This window comes from Caldifermentibacillus hisashii, from assembly GCF_039654145.1.
Classification (GTDB): Bacteria; Bacillota; Bacilli; order Bacillales; family Caldibacillaceae; genus Caldifermentibacillus; species Caldifermentibacillus hisashii.
On record NZ_CP155467.1, the window covers coordinates 3,319,599 to 3,340,513 of the forward strand.

Sequence of the window (20,915 nt, forward strand, 5' to 3'; positions counted from 1 at the left end):
GTTTTATCTTAATCTGCTTGAGGTTGCTAGGAGAGTTGATATTAAGATAGGGAGTAAACACTATATTTCGACATTTATTGGTTTAGAATAGAATGAAGATATGTTTGAAATCCAAATATCAAAATCCTCTCAACATCAGGTTTCATTCCTTTTCCTCTTAAGATATTAGCTAACACCTAAGCTAAATTACTCCTACCAAATTGGAAATACAATTTTAGTTACATGACGCCCAACTTAATAAGGAACTGTGAATAATTTACGTTACATAAATATAGTTCATACTATTTTTATTGCAAAATTTTCCATACAACCATTCTAGGTTTGAAACATAAATATGACTGCTTTATGAGGTAATTGCGATGTTCGTTATTCCTTGATTCCCAAAGGATAGAGAATACGTTGAAAAATATTTTCCCCACAGGAATAACGGAAAAATGCGGGCTTAAAGGTCTTTGGGTTACGAAAAATTCAATTTTACTCCCATAAAAAACAACAAAAAATGGACCCCTTGGTGTAAAATTAAGTTAACAAACAAATCAACTTAACGAACCAAAGGAGGATCCATTTATGGCTATTATACCACAACTTAGTCTCTTTGCGTGGGAAGAAATTGAAGAATTAGGAGATTTAGAACGGCTTCGTCTTGTCATAGCGTACATGCCGGATGAACAGCTCATGAGGGTGCTTGAAAAAGAACGTGGGAAGGGTCGTGATGATGATCCGATTCGAGCCATGTGGAATGCCTTATTGGCTGGGATTGTGTTCCAACATGATCGTGATGCAAAACTCCTAAGAGAATGAGCCAGAAATGGGCAATTGCGTTCCCTTTGCGGATTTAATGGAAAAGTGCCTACGCCTTGGGCATTCAGCCGATTTTTACATAAAGTGTTGATGCACCAAGCAGAGGTAGAAGAGATGTTTGACGATTTAGTCAGAGAGCTCAAAAAAATAGTACCGGATTTTGGGAAACGCTTGGCTATAGATAGTAAGGCCATTAAATCCTATGCAGCAAATAAAAATAAAAACGAAAAAGAGGATGGTCGTCGGGACCTAGATGCAGATTATGGGAAAAAAGTATATCGTGGGACGAGGGAAGATGGTACACGATGGGAGAAAATTGTAAAATGGTTTGGGTATAAACTTCATCTCATCGTTGATGCCAGCTATGAGTTACCGATTATGTTCTCGGTAACAAAAGCAAATGTGCCGGATATAAACGAAGCACATCATCTACTCGAAAAAATGGAAGAACGCCAACCTGAAATACTGAAAAAAGCTGAAATACTAACGGGAGATCGAGGATATGATGATTCGAAGCTAATCATCAACTGTTGGGATCAGCATGCCATGAAACCGGTTATTGATATTCGGAACATGTGGAAAGATGGAGAAAGTACCCGTTTGTTAAATAACAAACAAAATATAACCTATAATTATAAAGGGAATGTATTTTGTCATTGTCCAACAACAGGAATCGAACGAGAAATGGCATGTGGTGGATTTGATAAAGATCGAAATACCATAAGGAAACTTTGTCCCGCCAAGCAATATGGCATGAATTGTGAGGGGATGGAAAAGTGTCCGGTGGTAAATGGCATTCGAATCCCGCTTTCAGAAGACCGGAGAATATTTACGCCAATTGACCGTGCCAGCTACAAATGGAAAAGAGAATACAACAAAAGAACAGCAGTTGAACGAGTAAATAGCCGCATTGATCAGGTGTTTGGTTTTGAAAATCACACGATACGAGGGATAAAGAAAATGACCGTACGATGCGGATTAGCTCTTTGTGTGATGTTAGCCATGGCGCTAGGCAGAATAAAAGAAAAACAAGCACAAAATATGAGGAGTCTTGTTTGTGCTGTATAAAAAATTATCCACATGTGAATAAGTAAAAGTAAAAAAGATATCCACAAGCAAAAAATGTGGATAAGACAACAGGATTCGTATGCCCTTTTTTGTATAAAGCAGGCAAAACAGAGCATTAAATGCAGGAAAATCGCAGAAGATCATACCTAAAAATGAAAATGTGGTAAATTTTTAGAGTAAATTTTTTTAATCTAATCTAGAAAATCAGTACATCGCAAAAAGCTCTTTATAAAAATAAATTGACTATTGAACATTTTACACATAAAATGCTAAGGAAAGACTTATGAAATTACTGTTGAGCTTGTACAACCAATCAATAATACAAATATAAAAAGAGAGTGGATCAGATTGAAGAAAAAAATAATGACCGTGTTTGGAACTCGACCAGAGGCAATAAAAATGTGTCCTGTAGTAAAAGAGTTAAAAAACCGTAAAAACCTAAATACAATTGTATGTGTTACAGGACAACATCGGGAAATGCTAGACCAGGTATTGGATGCTTTTAATGTTTTTCCGGATTACAATTTGGCTATCATGAAAGAAAAACAAACGTTATTTGACGTTACAATAAATATTCTTGAAAAAATAAAAATCTTACTGAAAGAGGAAAAACCTGATATCGTTTTAGTTCATGGTGATACATCTACTACTTTTGTAACTGCCTTAGCATGTTTTTATATGCAAATTCCAGTAGGTCATGTGGAAGCCGGTTTACGAACATATAATACTTACTCTCCATACCCGGAAGAATTTAATCGGCAAGCAGTTGGTATTATTGCAAAGTATCATTTTGCTCCTACTGAGAATGCTAAAAATAACCTTATAAAAGAGGGTAAAGATCCTTCTACAATTTATGTCACAGGTAATACAGCAATTGACGCTCTCAAAACAACTGTAAAAAGGGATTATTCACATAAATATCTTGATTGGGTTGGAGAGTATAAGCTTATTATGATTACTGCTCATAGAAGGGAAAATATTGGACAACCAATGAAAAATATGTTCAGGGCAATTAAAAGAATTATTGAAGAATATCCGGATATCAAAGCAATCTATCCTATTCATATGAATCCAGTTGTGAGGGAATTAGCAAGTGAAATTCTAGGTAATTGTGACAGGATTAAAATTATCGAACCTTTGGATGTCCTGGATTTTCATAACTTCCTAGCAAGGTCATATTTAATTTTGACTGATAGCGGTGGTATTCAAGAGGAAGCACCTAGTTTAGGAAAACCGGTACTGGTCATGAGAAATACGACCGAACGACCAGAAGGAATTGCGGCCGGGACATTAAAATTAATCGGAACAAATGAAGAAAATATTTATAATTCATTCAAATCAATTCTAGAGAAAAATGAAGAATATAAAAAAATGAGCCGTGCAAACAACCCGTATGGAGATGGTTTTGCAAGTAAACGAATAGCTGATGTGCTAGAAATATAAATTATAAGGTTGTCAAATATTGGTAACAGCACTTTGAAATGTAATATTTGACCTAAAAATTACTTTTACTATTATTTTTATCGCAAGTCCGCATGTAATTATATTTATTTTTAATTTTTAGAGAAATTCCCCACCTTCTTTTAGAATGATTTATCTATACCAAAGGAAGGAGCTGGGAAATTTCATGGCAGATCAAATCTTAACCTTACATATCGGAGAGGCGGCGTATCTATGGTCTGGAACTTGGAATGTAAAACCTAACCTAAATTTTACTATTCAGCCTTAGTTTTCTACCTGTTCAGGCAATTGTCTGTTCATAAGTTCGATATTGTTTATTACAGATATTTCTAGTAATTTACATTGGATCATTAAAAAAATTTGCTGCCGATTTGTATGAATAAAGACATTGTGTTTATTTATTAATGCAACCTCTCCTTCACTGGTTAAGTTGTATATATCAACAACTATATCCGCTATTCTTGAATTGGCTTGATATTTAAATAATACATCTTCTATATCTTTAATTATACTATCAGATTTATAAAGAAGGTGGTTGGGTATTTTAATTGTAAGTGAAAAGTTTTCTAACAGTCTTTGACTATTCAAAAATTGTTCTAAGTTCTCCTTCCAAGTGTCCAAAGGGTCACTAAAATTAGGGATCATTAATATTTTTTCTTGTTTTTCATGATATATTGGGTAATCTAAATTTGATGCATATACTAAATCCTTAAAATATCCACCAATTAAAGATGATTTTTGTAAATCATTCATTAAATTGTGAAATTGTGTTGGCTTATTTAACCGCTTAGCATTATTATATACTTCTAAATGTTTAGAATAACTTACATTAGATGAATACTTATTTAGAACTTCTTTATAATTTTGTTCTATGGTTTTTAGCAGCTCTGGGTCAGACCTTACAATTTTATGTAAATCCTTTTGTAAGCTTGACACATCCAAATTTTCAACACTGTTTCGATCAGTAAAATTTACTTGAGAAATTTTATTTAATTTACTTTTATCAATTAAACCTACATAATTACTGTTACCTATACATATTACTGGTTTTTTCCATTGAATTCCTTCAAGAATTACCCTACCAACACCAATGACAACATCGCTACTAATAATATATTGAGATACGTTCTTTTTTGCCCCTAATACTTGTATTCGCTCTTCTGCTAATTCATTGTTGACTTTAGCACTTTTCCCCACAATATCATTAAATCTATTTCCACTTCCTAATATTTTTAATCTCCAGTTTATCTTTGGTGCTAATTTAAATAGTGCATCTATGATGAAATTTATTGATGGAAATTTATCATTATCCAATCTGCTAATATATAAAATGTTAAGCTTTTCATCCGTCAATGAATCTGGCTTTTTAATATTATTTGACTTTACTTCAACTGAATTATGGATAATTTTAGCCTTTTCATAGTTGTTTGTCCTAATTTGGCTAATATGTTTTTCACAAGCTTCTTCACTAACAAATATAATTCCAGAAAAGTAGTCTTGGAAAATCCCAATATTTTCATTATTATATACACCGTGAACGGTTGTTACTACAGGAATATTCAATACAGATCCAATAATTACACCGACTAATTGGGAACAAAAATAATGACAATGAATAATGTCAATCTCATTTTCAATACAAAAAGAATAAACCTTTTCAATTGTACTTTTTATGTCATAAAAATTATCTATGTTTAAATGAATAATATTATTTCTGTGAAATAGTTCAATGGCCGGACCATTTGGAGAACCTATAAATACTTTATGATTATTTTGTGAAAATTCCTTAGCTAAAGTAAGTATATGAGTTTCTGCACCACCTAGTTCCATGTTCTCATATAGATGTAATATATTCATTTTTTCCCCTCACCCCATTCAAATACACAATAAGAATTCATATTATTGTCGTTATTTATGGTTAATTCCTAAATAAATATGCAATATCTACACTTTCCATATACTTTTCTACATTACGTAAATCTGAATCTCTATAAATATGAAATGCAGGATAATGAGTATCCACAAACAGATCAAATCCAAGTGCTTGAGCCCTTATACAGAAATGCCTATCTTCTCCCCAAAAGGAAATATTTTTTATTTCACTAAAATTTACACCTGCTTTAATTGCCTTTTTACTTATAAGTGTACATGCCCCTAAACCACCAACTTCATAGACACCAGGTTTTTTTAAAGTTTCGACAAAATCCTTATGTCTTTCAATAATTTGTTCTTTTGATAACTGTTCTCCTCGAAACTTTATATATTGCTCATACTGATCAAACATCCATACCTGAGGAAGTGCAGGGAAATCAGGTTGCCATTTTGTCCAAAAGATATTTGATATAATATCTTTATTTGCCTTCAGTAATTGCTGTAAAGTATAAGGGTGTAATACTAAATCAGAATCTATCAAAAATAAATAGTCAAAGTTAAATTCTTTCGCTATTTGTATGATTGAATCTTTGAAATTTGCTACTTTCCATATTAGATATTCATTCCAAAAGTGAGTTTGATTATTCCGCTCATATTTATCATTAAAATCACTTTTACAAATCACGACATTTTTTTCTGCCTTGGAAAACTCTTCTAACAGTAAACTTGATTCCTTTTGATCATTGTCATCTATAAATAAGAAATGAAGTTCAATTCCTTCTATATCTAACCTAGATAGTGATTTTAAAAAGTACTTCAATATTTGAGGTTTTTGATGAATAGGGCTTCCGACTAGTATTTTTTTCTTATCATGTTTATTTAACTGATCCTTTATTTCCTTTATAATTTCTTCATCATTAGTTAGTCCCAAAATTTTTTCATATACCTTATTTGCCATATGGACATTTTTATTTCGTTCATGAATATACGCTAAATTATAAAGACAATCCACATGATTAGGATCGATTTCTAGTCCCTTTTCTAAAACTTCTATCGCCCTATCAAGTTGTTGCATATTAATTAAAATTACTGCCTTTATAGAATACAATTCAACATGAGAAGGAGCTGATTTTAAGGATTCATCAACAATGGTTAAAGCTTCCTCATAAAGTTGATTTGCAAGTAAATTCTCAATTTCTTTTTTTATTTCCTCAATCTCCTTCTTTCGATTTTCTTGATTGTTTTCATATTGAACGTAACGTGGGGCAGCATTTTTAGCTATTTGCTTTTCTATTTTTTTAAGTTTCGTTTTGGCATTTAAACTTAAATATTTCATTTTACTGTTTAAATGATTTATAACCGTTTCCCAGCCTAAGACATTTGCTTGTTTTAATATGGATACAAACAATTCTTCTTCAAATTCATCAAGTTTTTTGTGCTTTTTATTAAATAATACATGAAATAAATTATTAATGCTCTTGTCAAATTTTATATCGTAAAGCATTTTTTGATATTCCTGACTTTGTAATTCAATTGTGAGAATAATAAAATCAATAATAGTGAAAATACCTTTTGTAAGTAAGGAGTATATTTGAGATGGTGATTTTTCAGCTATTATTTTTACAACTTCATTTGTATTACCATCTAAGCATAAATTTTTTATGAACAAGGCTTCTTTCTCATCTATTGATAACTCCGATTCATCTAAAAGTGATCTTGTTAATTTTTGGGCATTTAAATCAGGAACATCAAGTAAAATCTTTATCACTCTTTGTGGTGTGATATTATTTTTCGTTAATAAATTATTATTAAGAAACTCTGTAAGTTCATCAAGTGGGGAATGTTTTGCTAATAGATTTATTAGTTTCGACCAAACATAGTCATCTGCATCATTAATTGATAAAGCACGAGAATAATTATGGACCGCTAAGTGCAATTCATTTTCACTCTCATAAATTTCTCCGAGTAATTTATAAGGTAAATACTCTAAAAAGTCGTTACTTGAATCAGCTTTTAATTCATTTTTCTTCCTTAAAATTTCTTCAAATACTTCTTTTGCGTTTTCATAATCTTCTTCATCAAAATGGATTTTCCCTCGGTAAAACTTAAAATCCACAAGATAAGGATAGATTTGTTCACAAGAATCGATAATTTCTAATGCTTCCTTATTTCTATTCGCCTTATGTAGAGTATTCACCAAGCGTAGTAATAATTTTTTTACCCAGTCCTTGTTAAGATCATCCTTTAATTGAAACCCCTTTTGATAATATTTTATTGCCTTATCCAAATCCCCTAATTGATCATATTCATTCCCAAGAAAATAGTAATCAATAGGTTCCTTTTCTTTCTTCTTTTTTAACAGGGTTAGATTTCTGTTTGACTTTTCCTTTTCATTGATAATATTTTTCATATAACCAGAATGATATATTTGAAAGTCAGAAAAGCCTCTTCTTTCTTTGGACTCCTTGTGCTTCAGTAATTCATGAATACTTCTATAATAGCTTATGAGTCCATCATTTTTGTAAAGTCTTTCATGGTAATTTAACGAAGTATCTTTACCATTTATGCCAACAAAGTTCACTATTTGAACGGCTAAAATATTATAATCCGGTGGGTTATTTTTTAAATCCTCTTTAAATTTGATAAAACTATCACGATCTACAAATTCATCTGCATCAATGACAAAGATCCACTCCCCAGAAGCTTTTGATGCAGCAAAATTACGTGCTTTTGAAAAATCATCTTCCCATGTATAATCGAAAACCATATCTGTATATTCAAGGGCAATATCCTTCGTTTTATCAACTGAACCAGTGTCGGCAATAATTATTTCATCTGCTATTCCTTTTATTGAATCAAGGCATCTTCTTAGTAGATTTTCTTCATTTTTCACTATCATACAAATTGACAAAAAAGGTTTCATCAGCTGGCACTCCTAAGTAAAAATTTTTATCTAAAAAAAGATCGTATAAAATGGAATATACGACCTTTTTTTAGATAACCTATCCCCAAAATGGAGATAGGTTCAATTATTATCGTAGTAACTGTAAAACACTTTGAGGCTGTTGATTGGCTTGAGCGAGCATTGCTTGAGAAGCTTGAGCAAGAATAGAATTCTTCGTTTGCTCCATCATTTCCTTCGCCATATCGACGTCTCTAATACGAGATTCTGCTGCAGTTAAGTTTTCAGACGCATTGTCAAGATTTGTAATTGTATGCTCTAAACGATTTTGCATAGCTCCTAGATAAGAACGTCCAGAAGATACCTTTTCAATTAGGTCATTAATGCTAGTGATTGCAGCAGCTGCACTAGCTTGAGAACCGATTGATGCGCTTTGTGCAGTAGCAACAATATCTGTTAAATTCACCCCAGAAGTTGTAAGGTCAAGATTGATAACATCGCCTGCATTTGCTCCAACTTGCAATACTAAACTACCGGAAGAGTTAACAGTACCTGATGAACCTTTGAACAGATCTTGAGTATTGAACGTTGATTTATCTTTAATTCTCTCTAGTTCTTCAGCTAATTGTGTAAACTCATTATTTAATGCAGTTCTATCAGCTGCAACGTTAGTATCGTTTGAAGATTGAACAGCTAATTCTCTCATACGTTGCAGAATGGAATGTACTTCATTTAGTCCACCTTCTGCTGTTTGGATTAAAGAAATACCATCTTGAGCGTTTTTAGAAGCCATGTCCAAACCACGAATTTGACCCCGCATTTTTTCAGAAATTGCTAGGCCTGCAGCATCATCTCCTGCCTTATTAATACGTAGACCAGAAGATAACTTTTCCATAGATTTCATTTGAGCGTTGTTTGCATTACCTAACTGACGATATGTGTTCAGAGCTGCGATATTGTGATTAATACGCATAAAAAGATTCCTCCTTGAATTTTATTGCTCACGTCCTTGTGAGCCATGATTTTTCAGAGCGTTCAAGGTCGGCCGCCCTCGTTCGCCCTTACATTTCTTATATCGACAAAAAACGAAAGGTGTTTAGTCTTTCATAAATTTTTTTCTATTATTTTTGGGACTTTTTGATAAAATCTAGGACATTCATTGAAGAAGTTGCGGCTTGTTTGTTTTCCTCTTGAATTTGCTCATAAATTTCTTTTCGATAAACTTCTACCGTTTTGGGTGCCTCAATGCCAATCTTGACTTGATCCCCTTGAATGGAAATAACTTTGATTTCGATCCCATTCCCGATTTGAATCGCTTCTCCTTGTTTTCTTGCCAAAATTAACATCGAATCACCCCTTTATCGAATCAGGGGATTCGATAAACAACGGATGTTTTGTTTTGTATGATTCGTTGTTTAAAATCACCTGTTTTGCTTGGTTATTTTTTGTATTGATGATAATTGGTGCTTGAAGGTTAACGGTTGATTCTTCAAACGGCTCTTGAAGGGTTAAAATATTAAATACTTTGACATCTGTTGCAGACTCTATATCCAACTGTTTAACGATTTTATCTTCTATAGTAAAATCATAATCTTTATAAAAGGTAAACGGATTGGTGATGACAAAAGCAAGCTGCGGCGTCCGAACGGATTGCATGACAAAGTAAATTCCATCTTCTGTTAATGGTAAAATAATAAATTCCTGTTCATTCAAAAAACCGGGAATACCGTTTTCAAATTGAATTATATCGGTTTCCTCGATCGTTAATTCACCATGATATTTTGTTTGGATGTTCATATATTCACCTACTATTTTATATGGATAAGGTACACACTCACCAAAAACCCCAAAAGGTGCACATACAGAGCAATTTTAACTTACAGTTACCGGAAATCCCCATCCTCTTATCCAATTATACCGTTTCACTAAATAGATTTACAAAATCAATTTTTAATGAGTTTTTTTGTTCTAAATATACATGTACTTTTCCCGGTGTGTAGTCATGAAGCGGTTTTTGAATTTGTGTTTGAATAATCGGTTTCTGCGGTGTTGCTTCAATATTTACTTTTGCCGGCTCGTAATTAATCTTAACGCTTCCGGGTGAAGGAATCCAACCGATCGTTAACCGGGCTTTCGGTTTATAAGCATTTTCGATGGCATGAGACGGGAACGGGTTTGCCTTATTTTCAATTCTCATCAAGTCATCGCCTTGCCGAACTCTTCGGGCAGTTCCCTCCATAGCAATCCGTTTTGCGTCTGCGGCATTTTCAGCAACTAATCGGGGGATTGTCTTAAAACCAAGATCAGCCCGGGCTTCTGTTTGGTCAATGATAAGCCGTCCTGGAACGGTTTCGATATTCACGACTGCTTTCGGCTGTTCGATTGATTGAACAGGTTTCGGTTGTTCAATTTTTTGGATTGGCTTTTCTATATGTAAACCGATTCGTGCTGAAGTTGATTCAAGTCGGATTTGTGGTAAGTTCATTTCCCGACACACCTCCTTAAAAAGAAAAGCTATCCCAAGTTAGATAGCCTTTCCATACTCCCATACGTATAACAAGAATATTGGAACATAATTATCAATTTTATTCAGCTATTATCTTAAAAAGTCAACCAGGGACGGTTGGATGATTCTGGCACCGACACTAAGTGCGGCCCGTTGAACTGATTCTTGGGTAATCAACTCTGTAATAACTTTTTCAATCTCAACGTCTTCATTTTTCGACATGATTTCAGTTGCAATCGTTTCTTGAGAAGAAAGCCGGTCTTTCATCATATCAACCCGGTTCTGTTTTGCACCGACATCGGCTTGAATTTTTAAGAAATGGTCGATTTCGCTATCAAGGGTATCAAGAAATCCGCTAATATCAGTATCACTTGCCGTTTTATCTTCTAATTTACTTTTAAGAGAATCTAATGTGTTGAAAACTGATTTAAATAATTCGCTTCCCTTTGTATTTACATTAAGTTTTATCCCGTCAAAGATTTCTAGTTCAATATCACCATCAGAAAAATCACCAGCTGTCGGTGCTTTGTTTGTATTCTCTCCGTTAAAAATATATTTTCCACCGACTTGTGTTTGAGCAATGGTCTCTAATTGTTCTTTTAGCTGGTCCACCTCAACGGCAATCGCCCCCCGCTGTGCTTCTTCATATGTTCCATTCGATGCTTGGACAGTCAGTTCACGTATTCTTTGAAGAACTTTCACTCCTTGAGAAATTGCATCATCGGTGGAATCAAGCCAGTTAGTTGCTTCACTGATGTTTCGACTGTATTGTTGTACTTTATTTAAACTGTCACGATAGCCAAGGCCAAGCATGGCAACAACCGGATCATCCGATGGCCTCGTAATCCTTTTTTGTGTTGTAAGTTGATCTTGGAGTTTTCCCATTTTATTATAATTGCTGCTCAAGTTTCGTAGCATATTATTGGATAACATGGATTGGGTTACCCGCATATCGTTCACCACCTTTGTTAAATTTTACTTAAAGATCTTTCGTATTTTACCACTCCGGACCCGGATTAAAATTTTCTTTATCTGCCAACAACACCCATCCCATTAATGATTTTATCGAGCATTTCATCAATGACCGTAATCATCCGTGCTGATGCGTTGTAGGCATGTTGAAAAGTAATCATGTTTGTCAACTCTTCATCCAATGAAACACCGCTGACAGATTTTCGGTTGTATTCAACAGAGTCAACAAGTACTTGTACATTTTCCTTATTTGTATTGGCACTTTGGGCTGCGACACCGAGTTCACCAATCATTGCAGCATAATAAAAGTCAAACGTTCCTGACATATCATCCGGTAACGAAACGGAATAATTGCTAAAATCCTTTGATTTCAAATCTGCTAGTTCAAAAGCAATTTCATTATCCCCGGAATTGTCACCCGGTGTATTGGCAGCCGCAATATTTGTCGGGTCTTTGATTATATCATCGCGTACTTTTATAATTTGAGCATAATTAATCGTTTCATCATAGTCCGTACTGCCGCCTAAATCAAAAAACTCCCCGGCCGGATCGGTTTTATCTAATCCATATCCTTGTTGATGAATATGATTAAATTCACTTGCAAAAGCATAGGCAAGTTTGTTCAGTTTTTCCATCATTTCCGGGTAATAGCCTTTGACTTTCCCATTCGCATCAATATATCCATAACTTTCGATTAATCCCTTTAGTTTACCTGAAAAATTCAAGTTGTCCAATGTAACACTTCCAACTTGTACAGACTGGACATTTCCTTTTAAGGGGGGTGCTTTTACACCATTTTCAGCAGTTATTGATAATTCATTTTGCTGCGAAGCCCCGGTGGTCGTATCAACAGTAAGTAATTGCGCCCCTGTGCCAAATGAGGTTCCGTCTTTTTGGACAAGTTCAATTTGATATAAACCGACAGCCGTGGGAAGTGGTTGTCCGTACTGGGTCGGTTTGACTGCCGTAACTTTCACATTGACTAAACTCGATAATTGATCAACAAGCTGATCACGTTTGTCATATAAGTCGTTCGGTAACATCCCGTGGGGTTCGACACTGGCGATTTGTTTGTTTAACTCGTCAATTTGCGAAACGATTGTATTAATATCTTTGACCGTCACATCCATTTCACTGCCGAGGTCCTTTTTTATGCCATCCAGTGAATTGTAATAGTAATTGAATGTTTCAGCCACCATTTGCCCTTTGGCTGCGACAACTTGTCGGGCACCTAAGTTTTCCGGGTGGTCGGCCATATTTTGTAACGAACTCCAAAACTGACTCATAATATTTTGCAATCCGCTATTCGACGGTTCATTCATAATATCTTCCATCTTCGCTAACGCACTGCTGAGCGAGCTGTAATAACCCAGTTTCGTATTTTCTGAACGATATTGCACATCGAGAAAGCTTTCTCTAATCCGCTCGATTGTTCCTGCCTGAACTCCCGTACCAAGCTGTCCGGGAATTTGCGGGCGGTTCAGTCCGGCACCGGGAAATGGTTCCGCTGTCGCAAAGCTGACTCGTTGTCTTGTATAACCCGGTGTATTGGCATTTGAGATATTATGTCCGGTTGTATAAAGTGCCAATTGCTGGGCGGTCATGCCGCGTTTGGCTGTTTCTAAACCATGGAATGTTGATACCATTTATTTAGTCCTCCGTTCTATCAAGAGGTTTCACACTCTTTTTATCCCTTTGAAAACTTGGGTGGTTAATTTTATTTATAAAACTAAGCGGCTACGTATTTTTTATAAAAATAGAACTGTCGTGTTTTTATGATAGTTTTATACTTGCGAATTAAATAGGGAACGTACTCCTGCTGCATTTGTCGACTTATCCTCTGCTTTCGGTCCGTAATTCATCGCATTTGATCTCGGCTGAAATAAGTTTAAAGAATAATTGACAAATTGCAAAGACTGTTTGATTAGTTCCTGATTTAAATCATTCTGTTCCTTTATCTTTTGTAAAATATTTGTAAGTTGGCGGAACAAGTCTTCGAGAATCGGTTTTTGCTCAGATTCCGCTACTTCGATACAGCTACTAATCGTTGGAACTGTCTCCCTTTTCGGGAACAGTTTTTGCAAATCCTTAATCCGTTCATTTTCTAATACAGAAATGGCTGTAATATGTTTTTGTTCTTCTTTCATTATTTGGTTGAGGGATGAAATATCATTTGTTTTAATCATATCCACTTTTCTTATAGCCAATTGATATAAACTCATATATAATGTTAATTGTTTTTCCAGTATTGAAATCAAAGAATCAAATTTCATATCCCTCACCTTTTCCACTTGTATTCTTTTGCTTCTGTTTGACGTGGTGTCCATCGTCATTTGAAAATAGCAAGCTCCACTTTATTTTTTATTAACATAGTAATTATATATACTTTTAGCCCATTCTTGATGGTCGATTTTGTACGTACCATTTTGAATCTGATCTTTAATATGAGCGATTTTCTCCTGTCGGGCAGGATCCGTTTGCTTTTGCAGCTTTAATGCTTCCGAAGAAATTTCAATTTGGTCGTTTGTTTTTACCGCTTTTTTCTTAACTGTTTCCGTTTTCTGCATTTCCTGCATATATGGATTTAGACCCGATGGACCGTAATTTGTAATTTTCATACCGTATTCCTCCCTTTCCATCGATCACTATGTTAATTTTTATATCGGCACTTTCTTCAATTTGTTTAATCGAATTTGATTCTTTTAACTGCGATACTTTTCGTCAATTGCATAATAGGTAATGTTCTTTTCTGCCAGTTCCTTTTGTCGCTGTTGTTCTTTCTCAAAAACTTCAAGTTCATTCTGGAAATTTTTTGCACAGTCATCACATAGTTTTCCTTTTTGAATCGGTCGTCCACAATTTTCACAAGGGTAGCCGAGGTTTGGAAAATGAACTAAGCGGATGCGGCCTTTCCGAATGAACTTCATAATCAACTCTTCCGGCACCCCTGTTTCCTCAACAACTTGGACCATCGAAGCTGTCCGGTTTTGTTTTTTCTTTAAAAAATTGTTGACTTTATCAAATGCCTCTTCCTCTTCTTTATAACAGTTGTCACATATGTCACGAATTGAATTTTTTACATACACCGCACCACAATTTGTACAATTTACCAATTCCATCATGATCATCCTTTCCAGAGTCCAAGTGATTAATCTAGTTTTATTATACTATGCTTGTCTTGAAAAAGGGCTTGACCAAGATTTTTTATATTATTTTTTCAGAATTAGTTGGCTCCCAAAAAATGCTCCTATTTGAGAGCAACCCTCATTATTCATTTCGTCCAAAAAATTAATTATTCAATGTTTTTTCGAAAATTTTTAATCATCCTCTGGCCAATGTCAGCGATTGAACTGTTTTTGCACCTGCCTGCAGAAGGATAACCGCAGCTTGACGGAGCGTTGAACCTGTTGTATATACATCATCAATTAACAGAATATGTTTATTTTGAAAGGGCGGGGCTGCCTGTGAAAGTTGAAATACTTGCGGAAGATGGATCCGTTCATTTCTTGACTTTTTGGATTGCTTTTCCGAATGGATTCGCCTGAGAAGATTGATTGGTTCAGCCCCTGCCTCAAGCGCCAAACTATCCGCCTGATTAAATCCACGCTCATATAGCCTTTCTTCACTTAATGGAATCGGTACGAGCAAGTCATAGTCAATATTTTGTAAAAGTTGTTTCAACTGTTGTGAAAAAATTTTAGCCATTGCATAATCGCCCCGGTATTTGAAGCGGGCAATTACTTCAGCCATAAAATCATTATATTCAAATAGCGAAGTATTTTTTTCCAGGACATTTTTCCACTTGCTTGACTGTTGCCATTTGATACAATCGTTGCATACCCCATCTTGATAAAACTTCGGATTTAGTTTATCCAGAGACCGATTGCAAATTTTACACGCTGGCTCACGGATCGGACTGAATTGGGCATAGCATTTTTCGCAGATCGGTTTTTGGTTTGGTCCAAACAGCAGTGATTCCCAATTGATCGTTGGTGCGATTGGGCTTGAACATAGCAGGCAAAGGTCGGTTTTAAAAAGTTGCATGAGTGTTTAACCCTCCTTTTTACCATGAACCTTTTTTGTGACACAACGAACTTAGCTATCGATCAAACCTTTCATCCTCGCCTGCCGATTCATTCGCAGCAATTGGTTTCTCGAACGAATCATGGCACGTGTAATCCCATAGTGAAAAAAAGTAATATCTCCCGTTGGAAATTGTGGACTTCTTCCTACCCGGCCGGCAATTTGCACTAATGGACTTTCGGTAAACGTATCATCTTCAGCACCGACAACGGCCACATCTATATTCGGAAACGTTACACCTCGTTCCAAAATGGTTGTTGTCAACAATATCGGAATATTACCGGTACGCATTGCTTGAACTTTTTCTTTTCGATTCGGGTCTTCGGAATGGACCGCTTCAATCCGTCCATCCATTTTCTGAAAATACGGGAGCGCTTGTTCCATCAGTTCTATATGAGGGAAAAAGAGTAACGCTTGTTTTCCGGTTTCCAGTCTACTTTTTACCCATTGCAAAATCTTTGACGGAATCCGGCCCTTCTTCACTTTTTCTCTCCAATTCCCACACCAAACAAATGAGGGAATCGGTAATGGGTGACGATGAAATCTTGCCGGCAGAATCACACAATTTCTTTTTCCACGATAACATTCTGCCTGCCACACTTCTTTCGGGGTGGCCGTTAAAAAAATGAGTGAACTATTCTTTTTTCTTGCCAGTTCCGCGGCGGTTTGCAGCATTTCATCGGCCGAATAAGGGAATGCGTCGACCTCATCAATGATTAAGCAATCAAATGCTTCATGAAACCGTAACAATTGATGAGTAGTTGCAATAACAAGCGGGCTATATCGATGTCTGTCCTCACTCCCGCCGTATAAGGATGCGATCGGAATATCCGGAAATACTTGTTGAAACCGCGGGGTTAATTCCAGAACAACATCCGTTCTAGGTGTTGCAATCGCTGTCCGTTTCCCTGATTGTATCGCTTCCTCAATGCCCTCAAACAACATTTCTGTTTTCCCTGCTCCACATACCGCCCAAACCAATAGTTCTTTCCTTTCCCTTACTGCCTCTTTGATTTTTATTGAAGCATCTTTTTGTGAAGGTGAGAGTGTTCCTTGCCATTTCAGTGATTTTTGAAATGAAAAATGGGGCGTGGGACCTGTCCAAATGATGAGCGGTGTACACTGACTGACTCTTCCCATCATGATACATTTGCGGCAATACCAGCATTTTTTCTTGCAACGGGCACAATGAAAAGAAGCAAAGAAAACTGCATCTTTATTGCCACATCTGCAACAGTACAGCCTCTTCCCGTCGAAAATAACCCCTTGCCGGTAATCGACATATCCATGCAAATAATGGTTATGAATTTCTTCCAGGGAGAAAGGAATTTCATCGAGCAACAATTTCCGCCCCGATAAAAACAATTGCAAGTTTTGGTTAAATGGAAAAGTTGGGTCTACAGGAAGCGCCTTTGGATTTGTCATATCGGTTATTCGGACAAACTCACCGGCTTCTCCTTTCACCAGCTGTTGCGGAATTACATATTCATCTTTTTTTAAAAACAACAAATCACATACCTCCTTATGTTCAAAATCGGATAGTGAGAATGGTTTCATGGTGCTGAATGATTTACTGATTACTTTCGGTAAACTAATAATCTTATGGTACTGAACGATTTTTTTCACTGATTACTTTGATAAACAACAAGCTTCATCATGGCGACTGTCTGATTCACTGATTACTTAGTTAAGCAAATAGTTTCTTGGTGGCGAACGATTTCCTGACTTCTTTGGGTAAACAAATAGCCATGGTGGCGAACGATTTCTTTGACTTCTTTCGGTAAACAACAAGAGATTTTTGCTGTTTTGCAATAGGAAATAAGATTTTTTTACGGTATGGTGACAAAGCTCCTCGGTCAGTTAGGACACAAATACCTTTAATTAAGGAAATAATCTGGAGAGAGATATTTAAGTAAGTTTAAAAAGAGGATGTGGGATGATAAATCCGTTTTCCGGCATCCTATTATTAATAGAACACCGGGATGTGGGGAGGATGATCCAACTACTGGTAGTATACAAAAAATTATTGATTTGGAAAAGATATAACATTAAAAAATATCAAGATTATTGTGTGGCTTTTAATTTCTACTTTCTAGGCAATCCTGTTTTTTATCTACTGTCCAACGATTTTCTATTAAACTTAGCGCAAAGGACGGGTCTTATAATTCCCTTATTGAGCTGCACATACCGGAAAACTTACAATGATTCGATAAAACAACCAACCAGCTGTTCACTGATTGGTTGTTTAACGATTATTTAAGATTGAAGCTCCGTCCCGCTTCACCGAGTCCTAAAAGAATTTCATTATTTTTCCCCGGCTCATTTTTTCATCCAGCCTAAACCCATGGCACCTTCACCGAGATGGGTTCCAATGACCGGGCCGAAGTAACTTAGCGTAAACTCAACATTCGGATAAAGAGCTTCGAGTTCTTCCTTCCATGCTTGTGCTTCTTCTTCCCGATTGGCGTGGATAATGCAAGCTTGGTACTGACCACCACTTTTTGCATCTTCCCCCAACAGTTCAACAATTCGGTTCATTGCTTTTTTCTTCGTACGGATTTTTTCGAATGGAACGATTACTTTATCTACAAAATGGAGAAGTGGCTTAACTTGTAAAAGTCCGCCGATAAAGGCTTGGGTACTGCTTAGTCGTCCCCCGCGCTGCAAGTTGGTCAAGTCGTCCACCATAAAGTATGCCTTTGTTGTTGCCTTCAATTCATCAAGACGGGCAATGATTGCTTCCGGCTCCTCCCCCCTCTGAGCCATTTTTGCTGCTTCTAAAGCATAGAAACCTTGGACCATACAGCTTATTTCTGAATCGTACGGATAGACTTTAATGGACTGTACCAATTGTCCGGCTGTAACTGCTCCTTGAAAAGTCCCGCTAATACCGCTTGATAAATGGATACTAATTACGGCGTCATATTCTTTTGATAATTTTTCAAACAGCTCAACAAACATTCCGGTTGAAGGTTGTGTAGTCGTCGGCAATTCTTTTTGCTCCCACATCATTTGGTAAAAATCAGTCGCAGTTAGTTCAATTTCTTCTCGATATGATTCAGTGCCAAATACAACACTTAAGGGAATCATGTGTATCTTGTATTTTTCACGGATTTCTTCCGGTAAGTATGCTGTACTGTCTGTAACAACCGCTGTCTTCATAAACATCCCTTCCTTTCTCTTCACAATCATAATTAAAGCCTATATTACGCACGAAACATGATGAACAAAATTTTGTTGGCAGCACAGTAAGGGAAATGATTACTAATTCGGCTAAGCAAAAATCCGAACCCTTGTGCAAAGCTAAATATTCATTTCGTCTGGTTTTATTTTTTAAGATTCATAATAGATTACGCTATGCAGAATTTCGGGATATAAAAAATTATAAGTGCGTTTCGTTCCTTTAAAATTAATGAGGGCAATGCTTTGAAATGTATACATAGGGAAAACTAGACGCCGCTGAAAAACAATTTGAATAAGTTCACTTACACAGAATATAGCAACCACAAAAACACCTAAATAGTCTTATAATTATTTACCACTTTTTCAGTAGCCTTTGAAAACTACCGGTTGCCGTTTTGATGAAAAACAAAATTTTATAGACAAAATTACATCCTTTTTAAATCTATACTATTCCATTCTATAAGTAAATCAATTTCCCCTGCAATTTGATTAAAATTTTTACTACAAAAAAATGTATGCGACGATTGAAAGCCAATATCGTCGCTATTTTTGGACGGGAAACTCCATTTTTTGGCGACGAGACTCTTTCTCGTCGTCACTTTTGCGCGAAAAACTCAACTTTTTGGCGACGAGACCCTTTCTCGTCGTCACTTTTGCACAGGAAACTTCTTTTTTTGGCGACGAGATCACTTCCCGTCGTCATTTTTAGCCGGGAAATGCCACTTTTTGGCGACGAGACCATTTCTCGTCGTCATTTTTGCACAGGAAACTTCTTTTTTTGGCGACGAGACTCTTTCTCGTCGTCACTTTAGCACAGGAAACTTCTTTTTTTGGCGACGAGATCACTTCTCGTCGTCATTTTGAGCAGGAAAATGCCACTTTTTAGCGACGAAACCTCTTCTCGTCACCATTTTGAGGCGGGAAACTTCATTTTTTATAGAAAAAATAGTAGAATTCCAATATAATAGATTTTGAAAATTATAACTACAAAGGATATGGAATATGATTTATAAAACTCGATCAGAATCTATTGAATTAAAAAAAATGAGGATCCTCAATCTTAGGATGGAGTTATCCGAGAGAGACAAGCGGTATTACTACAATTTAAGAATGGGTTATGAAGGAGAAGTATTATTTGATTCAATGGCTGAAAAACTTCAATGTGACTGTCTCGTTCTGAACGATTTATTGCTTAAAGTAAACAACTCTACGTTTCAAATTGATTCTTTAATTATTACTCCTAATTCAATCCACCTAATAGATATAAAAAACTATATAGGGGATTATTATTACAAAAATAATAAAATTTATAAGAATCCTAGCCAAGAAATCGCAAGCCCTCTCACTCAATTGGAAAGAAGTGAAACACTTTTGCGCAAATGGCTTACAGAGCATGATTTTGATATGCCGGTTGTATCTTATGTTATTTTTGTTAACCCTGAATTCACATTATATCAGGCTTCTCCTGACGTACCTTTTATACTTCCGACACAAAATAAACAATACTTTAAACAACTCAACTCAAATACAACAAAATTAACGAGTAAACATAAAATGTTGGCGGATCAATTAATCAATGCACATATTGTTGAATCTCCCTTCAGTCAAATACCATCCTATGAATATGAGAAAATACGCAAAGGGATTTACTGTAAAGACTGTCATTCTTTTTCATTAGTCATTGATAAAAATTTTTATAAATGTATCTCGTGTAATAATGAAGAAAGGATTGAAAGCGCTGTTCTTCGGAGTGTAGATGAATTCAGATTGTTATTTCCCGAACGAAAAATAACAACAAAAGCAGTTCAAGAATGGTGTAATATTATTGAAAATAGCGGGAGGGTTTATAAAATATTAAAGAAAAATTATAAAACTTTGGGAAAAAATAGATGGATTTACTTTGAATAGGCAAAAACTGAACCGCTCCAAAACTAACAGATATTAAATGTCTTAGAAAAATGCGGGCCGCTTAATGAAGTCGCTGTTGCTCGGAACTGGTCATTAAAACTTGTCCAATGTTTTTGCCCAATATTATATACTAAAACCTGCCCAAGGTTTTTGCCCAAT

General features: G+C 35.6%; 18 protein-coding genes. 4 read left to right on the forward strand and 14 right to left on the reverse strand.

The genetic code is table 11. The annotated features are described in order from the left end of the window. Positions 1–567 precede the first annotated feature (567 nt). From NSQ14_RS16105 to wecB, 3 genes are all read left to right on the forward strand, one after another. Positions 568–801: a hypothetical protein gene (locus NSQ14_RS16105; protein ID WP_346216588.1), complete on the forward strand. Its 234-nt coding sequence runs from the start codon at positions 568–570 to the stop codon at positions 799–801. A gap of 114 nt (positions 802–915) precedes the next feature. After that, positions 916–1,869, forward strand: a complete 954-nt coding sequence (locus NSQ14_RS16110) for a transposase (protein WP_346216589.1) — start codon at positions 916–918, stop codon at positions 1,867–1,869. A gap of 363 nt (positions 1,870–2,232) precedes the next feature. Then, complete coding sequence (gene wecB, locus NSQ14_RS16115) at positions 2,233–3,312, forward strand: non-hydrolyzing UDP-N-acetylglucosamine 2-epimerase (protein WP_034772616.1); 1,080 nt, start codon at positions 2,233–2,235, stop codon at positions 3,310–3,312. A gap of 282 nt (positions 3,313–3,594) precedes the next feature. On the opposite strand, the gene NSQ14_RS16120 is transcribed toward wecB, so the two are convergent. The 14 genes from NSQ14_RS16120 to NSQ14_RS16185 all read right to left on the reverse strand — a co-directional run bounded on the left by NSQ14_RS16120 (position 3,595) and on the right by NSQ14_RS16185 (position 18,827). Next, positions 3,595–5,187: a glycosyltransferase gene (locus NSQ14_RS16120; protein WP_034772618.1), complete on the reverse strand. Its 1,593-nt coding sequence runs from the start codon at positions 5,185–5,187 to the stop codon at positions 3,595–3,597. Between the two features lie 61 nt (positions 5,188–5,248). Further along, complete coding sequence (locus tag NSQ14_RS16125) at positions 5,249–8,125, reverse strand: glycosyltransferase (protein ID WP_346216590.1); 2,877 nt, start codon at positions 8,123–8,125, stop codon at positions 5,249–5,251. 109 nt (positions 8,126–8,234) lie between these two features. Continuing rightward, positions 8,235–9,077, reverse strand: a complete 843-nt coding sequence (locus tag NSQ14_RS16130) for a flagellin (protein ID WP_346216591.1) — start codon at positions 9,075–9,077, stop codon at positions 8,235–8,237. 148 nt (positions 9,078–9,225) lie between these two features. Beyond that, positions 9,226–9,450, reverse strand: coding sequence for a carbon storage regulator CsrA (csrA, locus tag NSQ14_RS16135; RefSeq protein WP_343191478.1), 225 nt, complete (start codon positions 9,448–9,450; stop codon positions 9,226–9,228). A 4-nt stretch (positions 9,451–9,454) separates the two neighbouring features. After that, entirely contained in the window at positions 9,455–9,901 is a 447-nt protein-coding gene (gene fliW, locus NSQ14_RS16140) for a flagellar assembly protein FliW (RefSeq protein ID WP_108898722.1), read from the reverse strand. 115 nt (positions 9,902–10,016) lie between these two features. Then, on the reverse strand, positions 10,017–10,589 hold the full coding sequence (locus tag NSQ14_RS16145) for a DUF6470 family protein (RefSeq protein WP_343191479.1): 573 nt from the start codon (positions 10,587–10,589) through the stop codon (positions 10,017–10,019). Positions 10,590–10,700: 111 nt separating this feature from the next. Continuing rightward, a complete protein-coding gene (flgL, locus tag NSQ14_RS16150) occupies positions 10,701–11,561 on the reverse strand; it encodes a flagellar hook-associated protein FlgL (protein ID WP_343191480.1) in 861 nt (286 codons plus the stop codon). A 77-nt stretch (positions 11,562–11,638) separates the two neighbouring features. Next, complete coding sequence (flgK, locus tag NSQ14_RS16155; RefSeq protein ID WP_343191481.1) at positions 11,639–13,228, reverse strand: flagellar hook-associated protein FlgK; 1,590 nt, start codon at positions 13,226–13,228, stop codon at positions 11,639–11,641. 138 nt (positions 13,229–13,366) lie between these two features. Further along, positions 13,367–13,855 carry a flagellar protein FlgN gene (locus NSQ14_RS16160; RefSeq protein WP_346216592.1) on the reverse strand — a complete coding sequence of 163 codons (489 nt, stop codon included), beginning with the start codon at positions 13,853–13,855 and terminating at the stop codon, positions 13,367–13,369. 81 nt (positions 13,856–13,936) lie between these two features. Next, positions 13,937–14,200 (reverse strand): flagellar biosynthesis anti-sigma factor FlgM, encoded by a 264-nt coding sequence (flgM, locus tag NSQ14_RS16165; RefSeq protein WP_346216593.1) that lies wholly within the window; start codon positions 14,198–14,200, stop codon positions 13,937–13,939. A gap of 84 nt (positions 14,201–14,284) precedes the next feature. After that, on the reverse strand, positions 14,285–14,704 hold the full coding sequence (locus NSQ14_RS16170) for a TIGR03826 family flagellar region protein (RefSeq protein ID WP_346216594.1): 420 nt from the start codon (positions 14,702–14,704) through the stop codon (positions 14,285–14,287). A 199-nt stretch (positions 14,705–14,903) separates the two neighbouring features. Beyond that, positions 14,904–15,626: a ComF family protein gene (locus tag NSQ14_RS16175; RefSeq protein WP_034772636.1), complete on the reverse strand. Its 723-nt coding sequence runs from the start codon at positions 15,624–15,626 to the stop codon at positions 14,904–14,906. 51 nt (positions 15,627–15,677) lie between these two features. Continuing rightward, complete coding sequence (locus NSQ14_RS16180) at positions 15,678–17,174, reverse strand: DEAD/DEAH box helicase (RefSeq protein WP_428831581.1); 1,497 nt, start codon at positions 17,172–17,174, stop codon at positions 15,678–15,680. Between the two features lie 810 nt (positions 17,175–17,984). After that, positions 17,985–18,827: a DegV family protein gene (locus tag NSQ14_RS16185; RefSeq protein ID WP_328188464.1), complete on the reverse strand. Its 843-nt coding sequence runs from the start codon at positions 18,825–18,827 to the stop codon at positions 17,985–17,987. A gap of 1,023 nt (positions 18,828–19,850) precedes the next feature. Here NSQ14_RS16185 and NSQ14_RS16190 point away from each other — a divergent pair. Then, a complete protein-coding gene (locus tag NSQ14_RS16190) occupies positions 19,851–20,756 on the forward strand; it encodes a nuclease-related domain-containing protein (protein ID WP_328189312.1) in 906 nt (301 codons plus the stop codon). Positions 20,757–20,915: the final 159 nt, after the last annotated feature.

Excerpts from the sequence above, each read along its gene's own strand:
- wecB (WP_034772616.1), top strand. The coding sequence starts at position 2,233 with ATGACCGTGTTTGGAACTCGACCAGAGGCAATAAAAATGTGTCCTGTA.
- NSQ14_RS16105 (WP_346216588.1), top strand. The coding sequence starts at position 568 with ATGGCTATTATACCACAACTTAGTCTCTTTGCGTGGGAAGAAATTGAA.
- NSQ14_RS16160 (WP_346216592.1), bottom strand. The coding sequence starts at position 13,855 with ATGAAATTTGATTCTTTGATTTCAATACTGGAAAAACAATTAACATTA.
- NSQ14_RS16145 (WP_343191479.1), bottom strand. The coding sequence starts at position 10,589 with ATGAACTTACCACAAATCCGACTTGAATCAACTTCAGCACGAATCGGT.
- flgK (WP_343191481.1), bottom strand. The coding sequence starts at position 13,228 with ATGGTATCAACATTCCATGGTTTAGAAACAGCCAAACGCGGCATGACC.
- NSQ14_RS16125 (WP_346216590.1), bottom strand. The coding sequence starts at position 8,125 with ATGAAACCTTTTTTGTCAATTTGTATGATAGTGAAAAATGAAGAAAAT.
- NSQ14_RS16110 (WP_346216589.1), top strand. The coding sequence starts at position 916 with ATGTTTGACGATTTAGTCAGAGAGCTCAAAAAAATAGTACCGGATTTT.
- NSQ14_RS16185 (WP_328188464.1), bottom strand. The coding sequence starts at position 18,827 with ATGAAGACAGCGGTTGTTACAGACAGTACAGCATACTTACCGGAAGAA.
- NSQ14_RS16170 (WP_346216594.1), bottom strand. The coding sequence starts at position 14,704 with ATGATGGAATTGGTAAATTGTACAAATTGTGGTGCGGTGTATGTAAAA.
- flgM (WP_346216593.1), bottom strand. The coding sequence starts at position 14,200 with ATGAAAATTACAAATTACGGTCCATCGGGTCTAAATCCATATATGCAG.
- fliW (WP_108898722.1), bottom strand. The coding sequence starts at position 9,901 with ATGAACATCCAAACAAAATATCATGGTGAATTAACGATCGAGGAAACC.
- NSQ14_RS16130 (WP_346216591.1), bottom strand. The coding sequence starts at position 9,077 with ATGCGTATTAATCACAATATCGCAGCTCTGAACACATATCGTCAGTTA.
- csrA (WP_343191478.1), bottom strand. The coding sequence starts at position 9,450 with ATGTTAATTTTGGCAAGAAAACAAGGAGAAGCGATTCAAATCGGGAAT.
- NSQ14_RS16120 (WP_034772618.1), bottom strand. The coding sequence starts at position 5,187 with ATGAATATATTACATCTATATGAGAACATGGAACTAGGTGGTGCAGAA.
- NSQ14_RS16190 (WP_328189312.1), top strand. The coding sequence starts at position 19,851 with ATGATTTATAAAACTCGATCAGAATCTATTGAATTAAAAAAAATGAGG.
- flgL (WP_343191480.1), bottom strand. The coding sequence starts at position 11,561 with ATGCGGGTAACCCAATCCATGTTATCCAATAATATGCTACGAAACTTG.
- NSQ14_RS16175 (WP_034772636.1), bottom strand. The coding sequence starts at position 15,626 with ATGCAACTTTTTAAAACCGACCTTTGCCTGCTATGTTCAAGCCCAATC.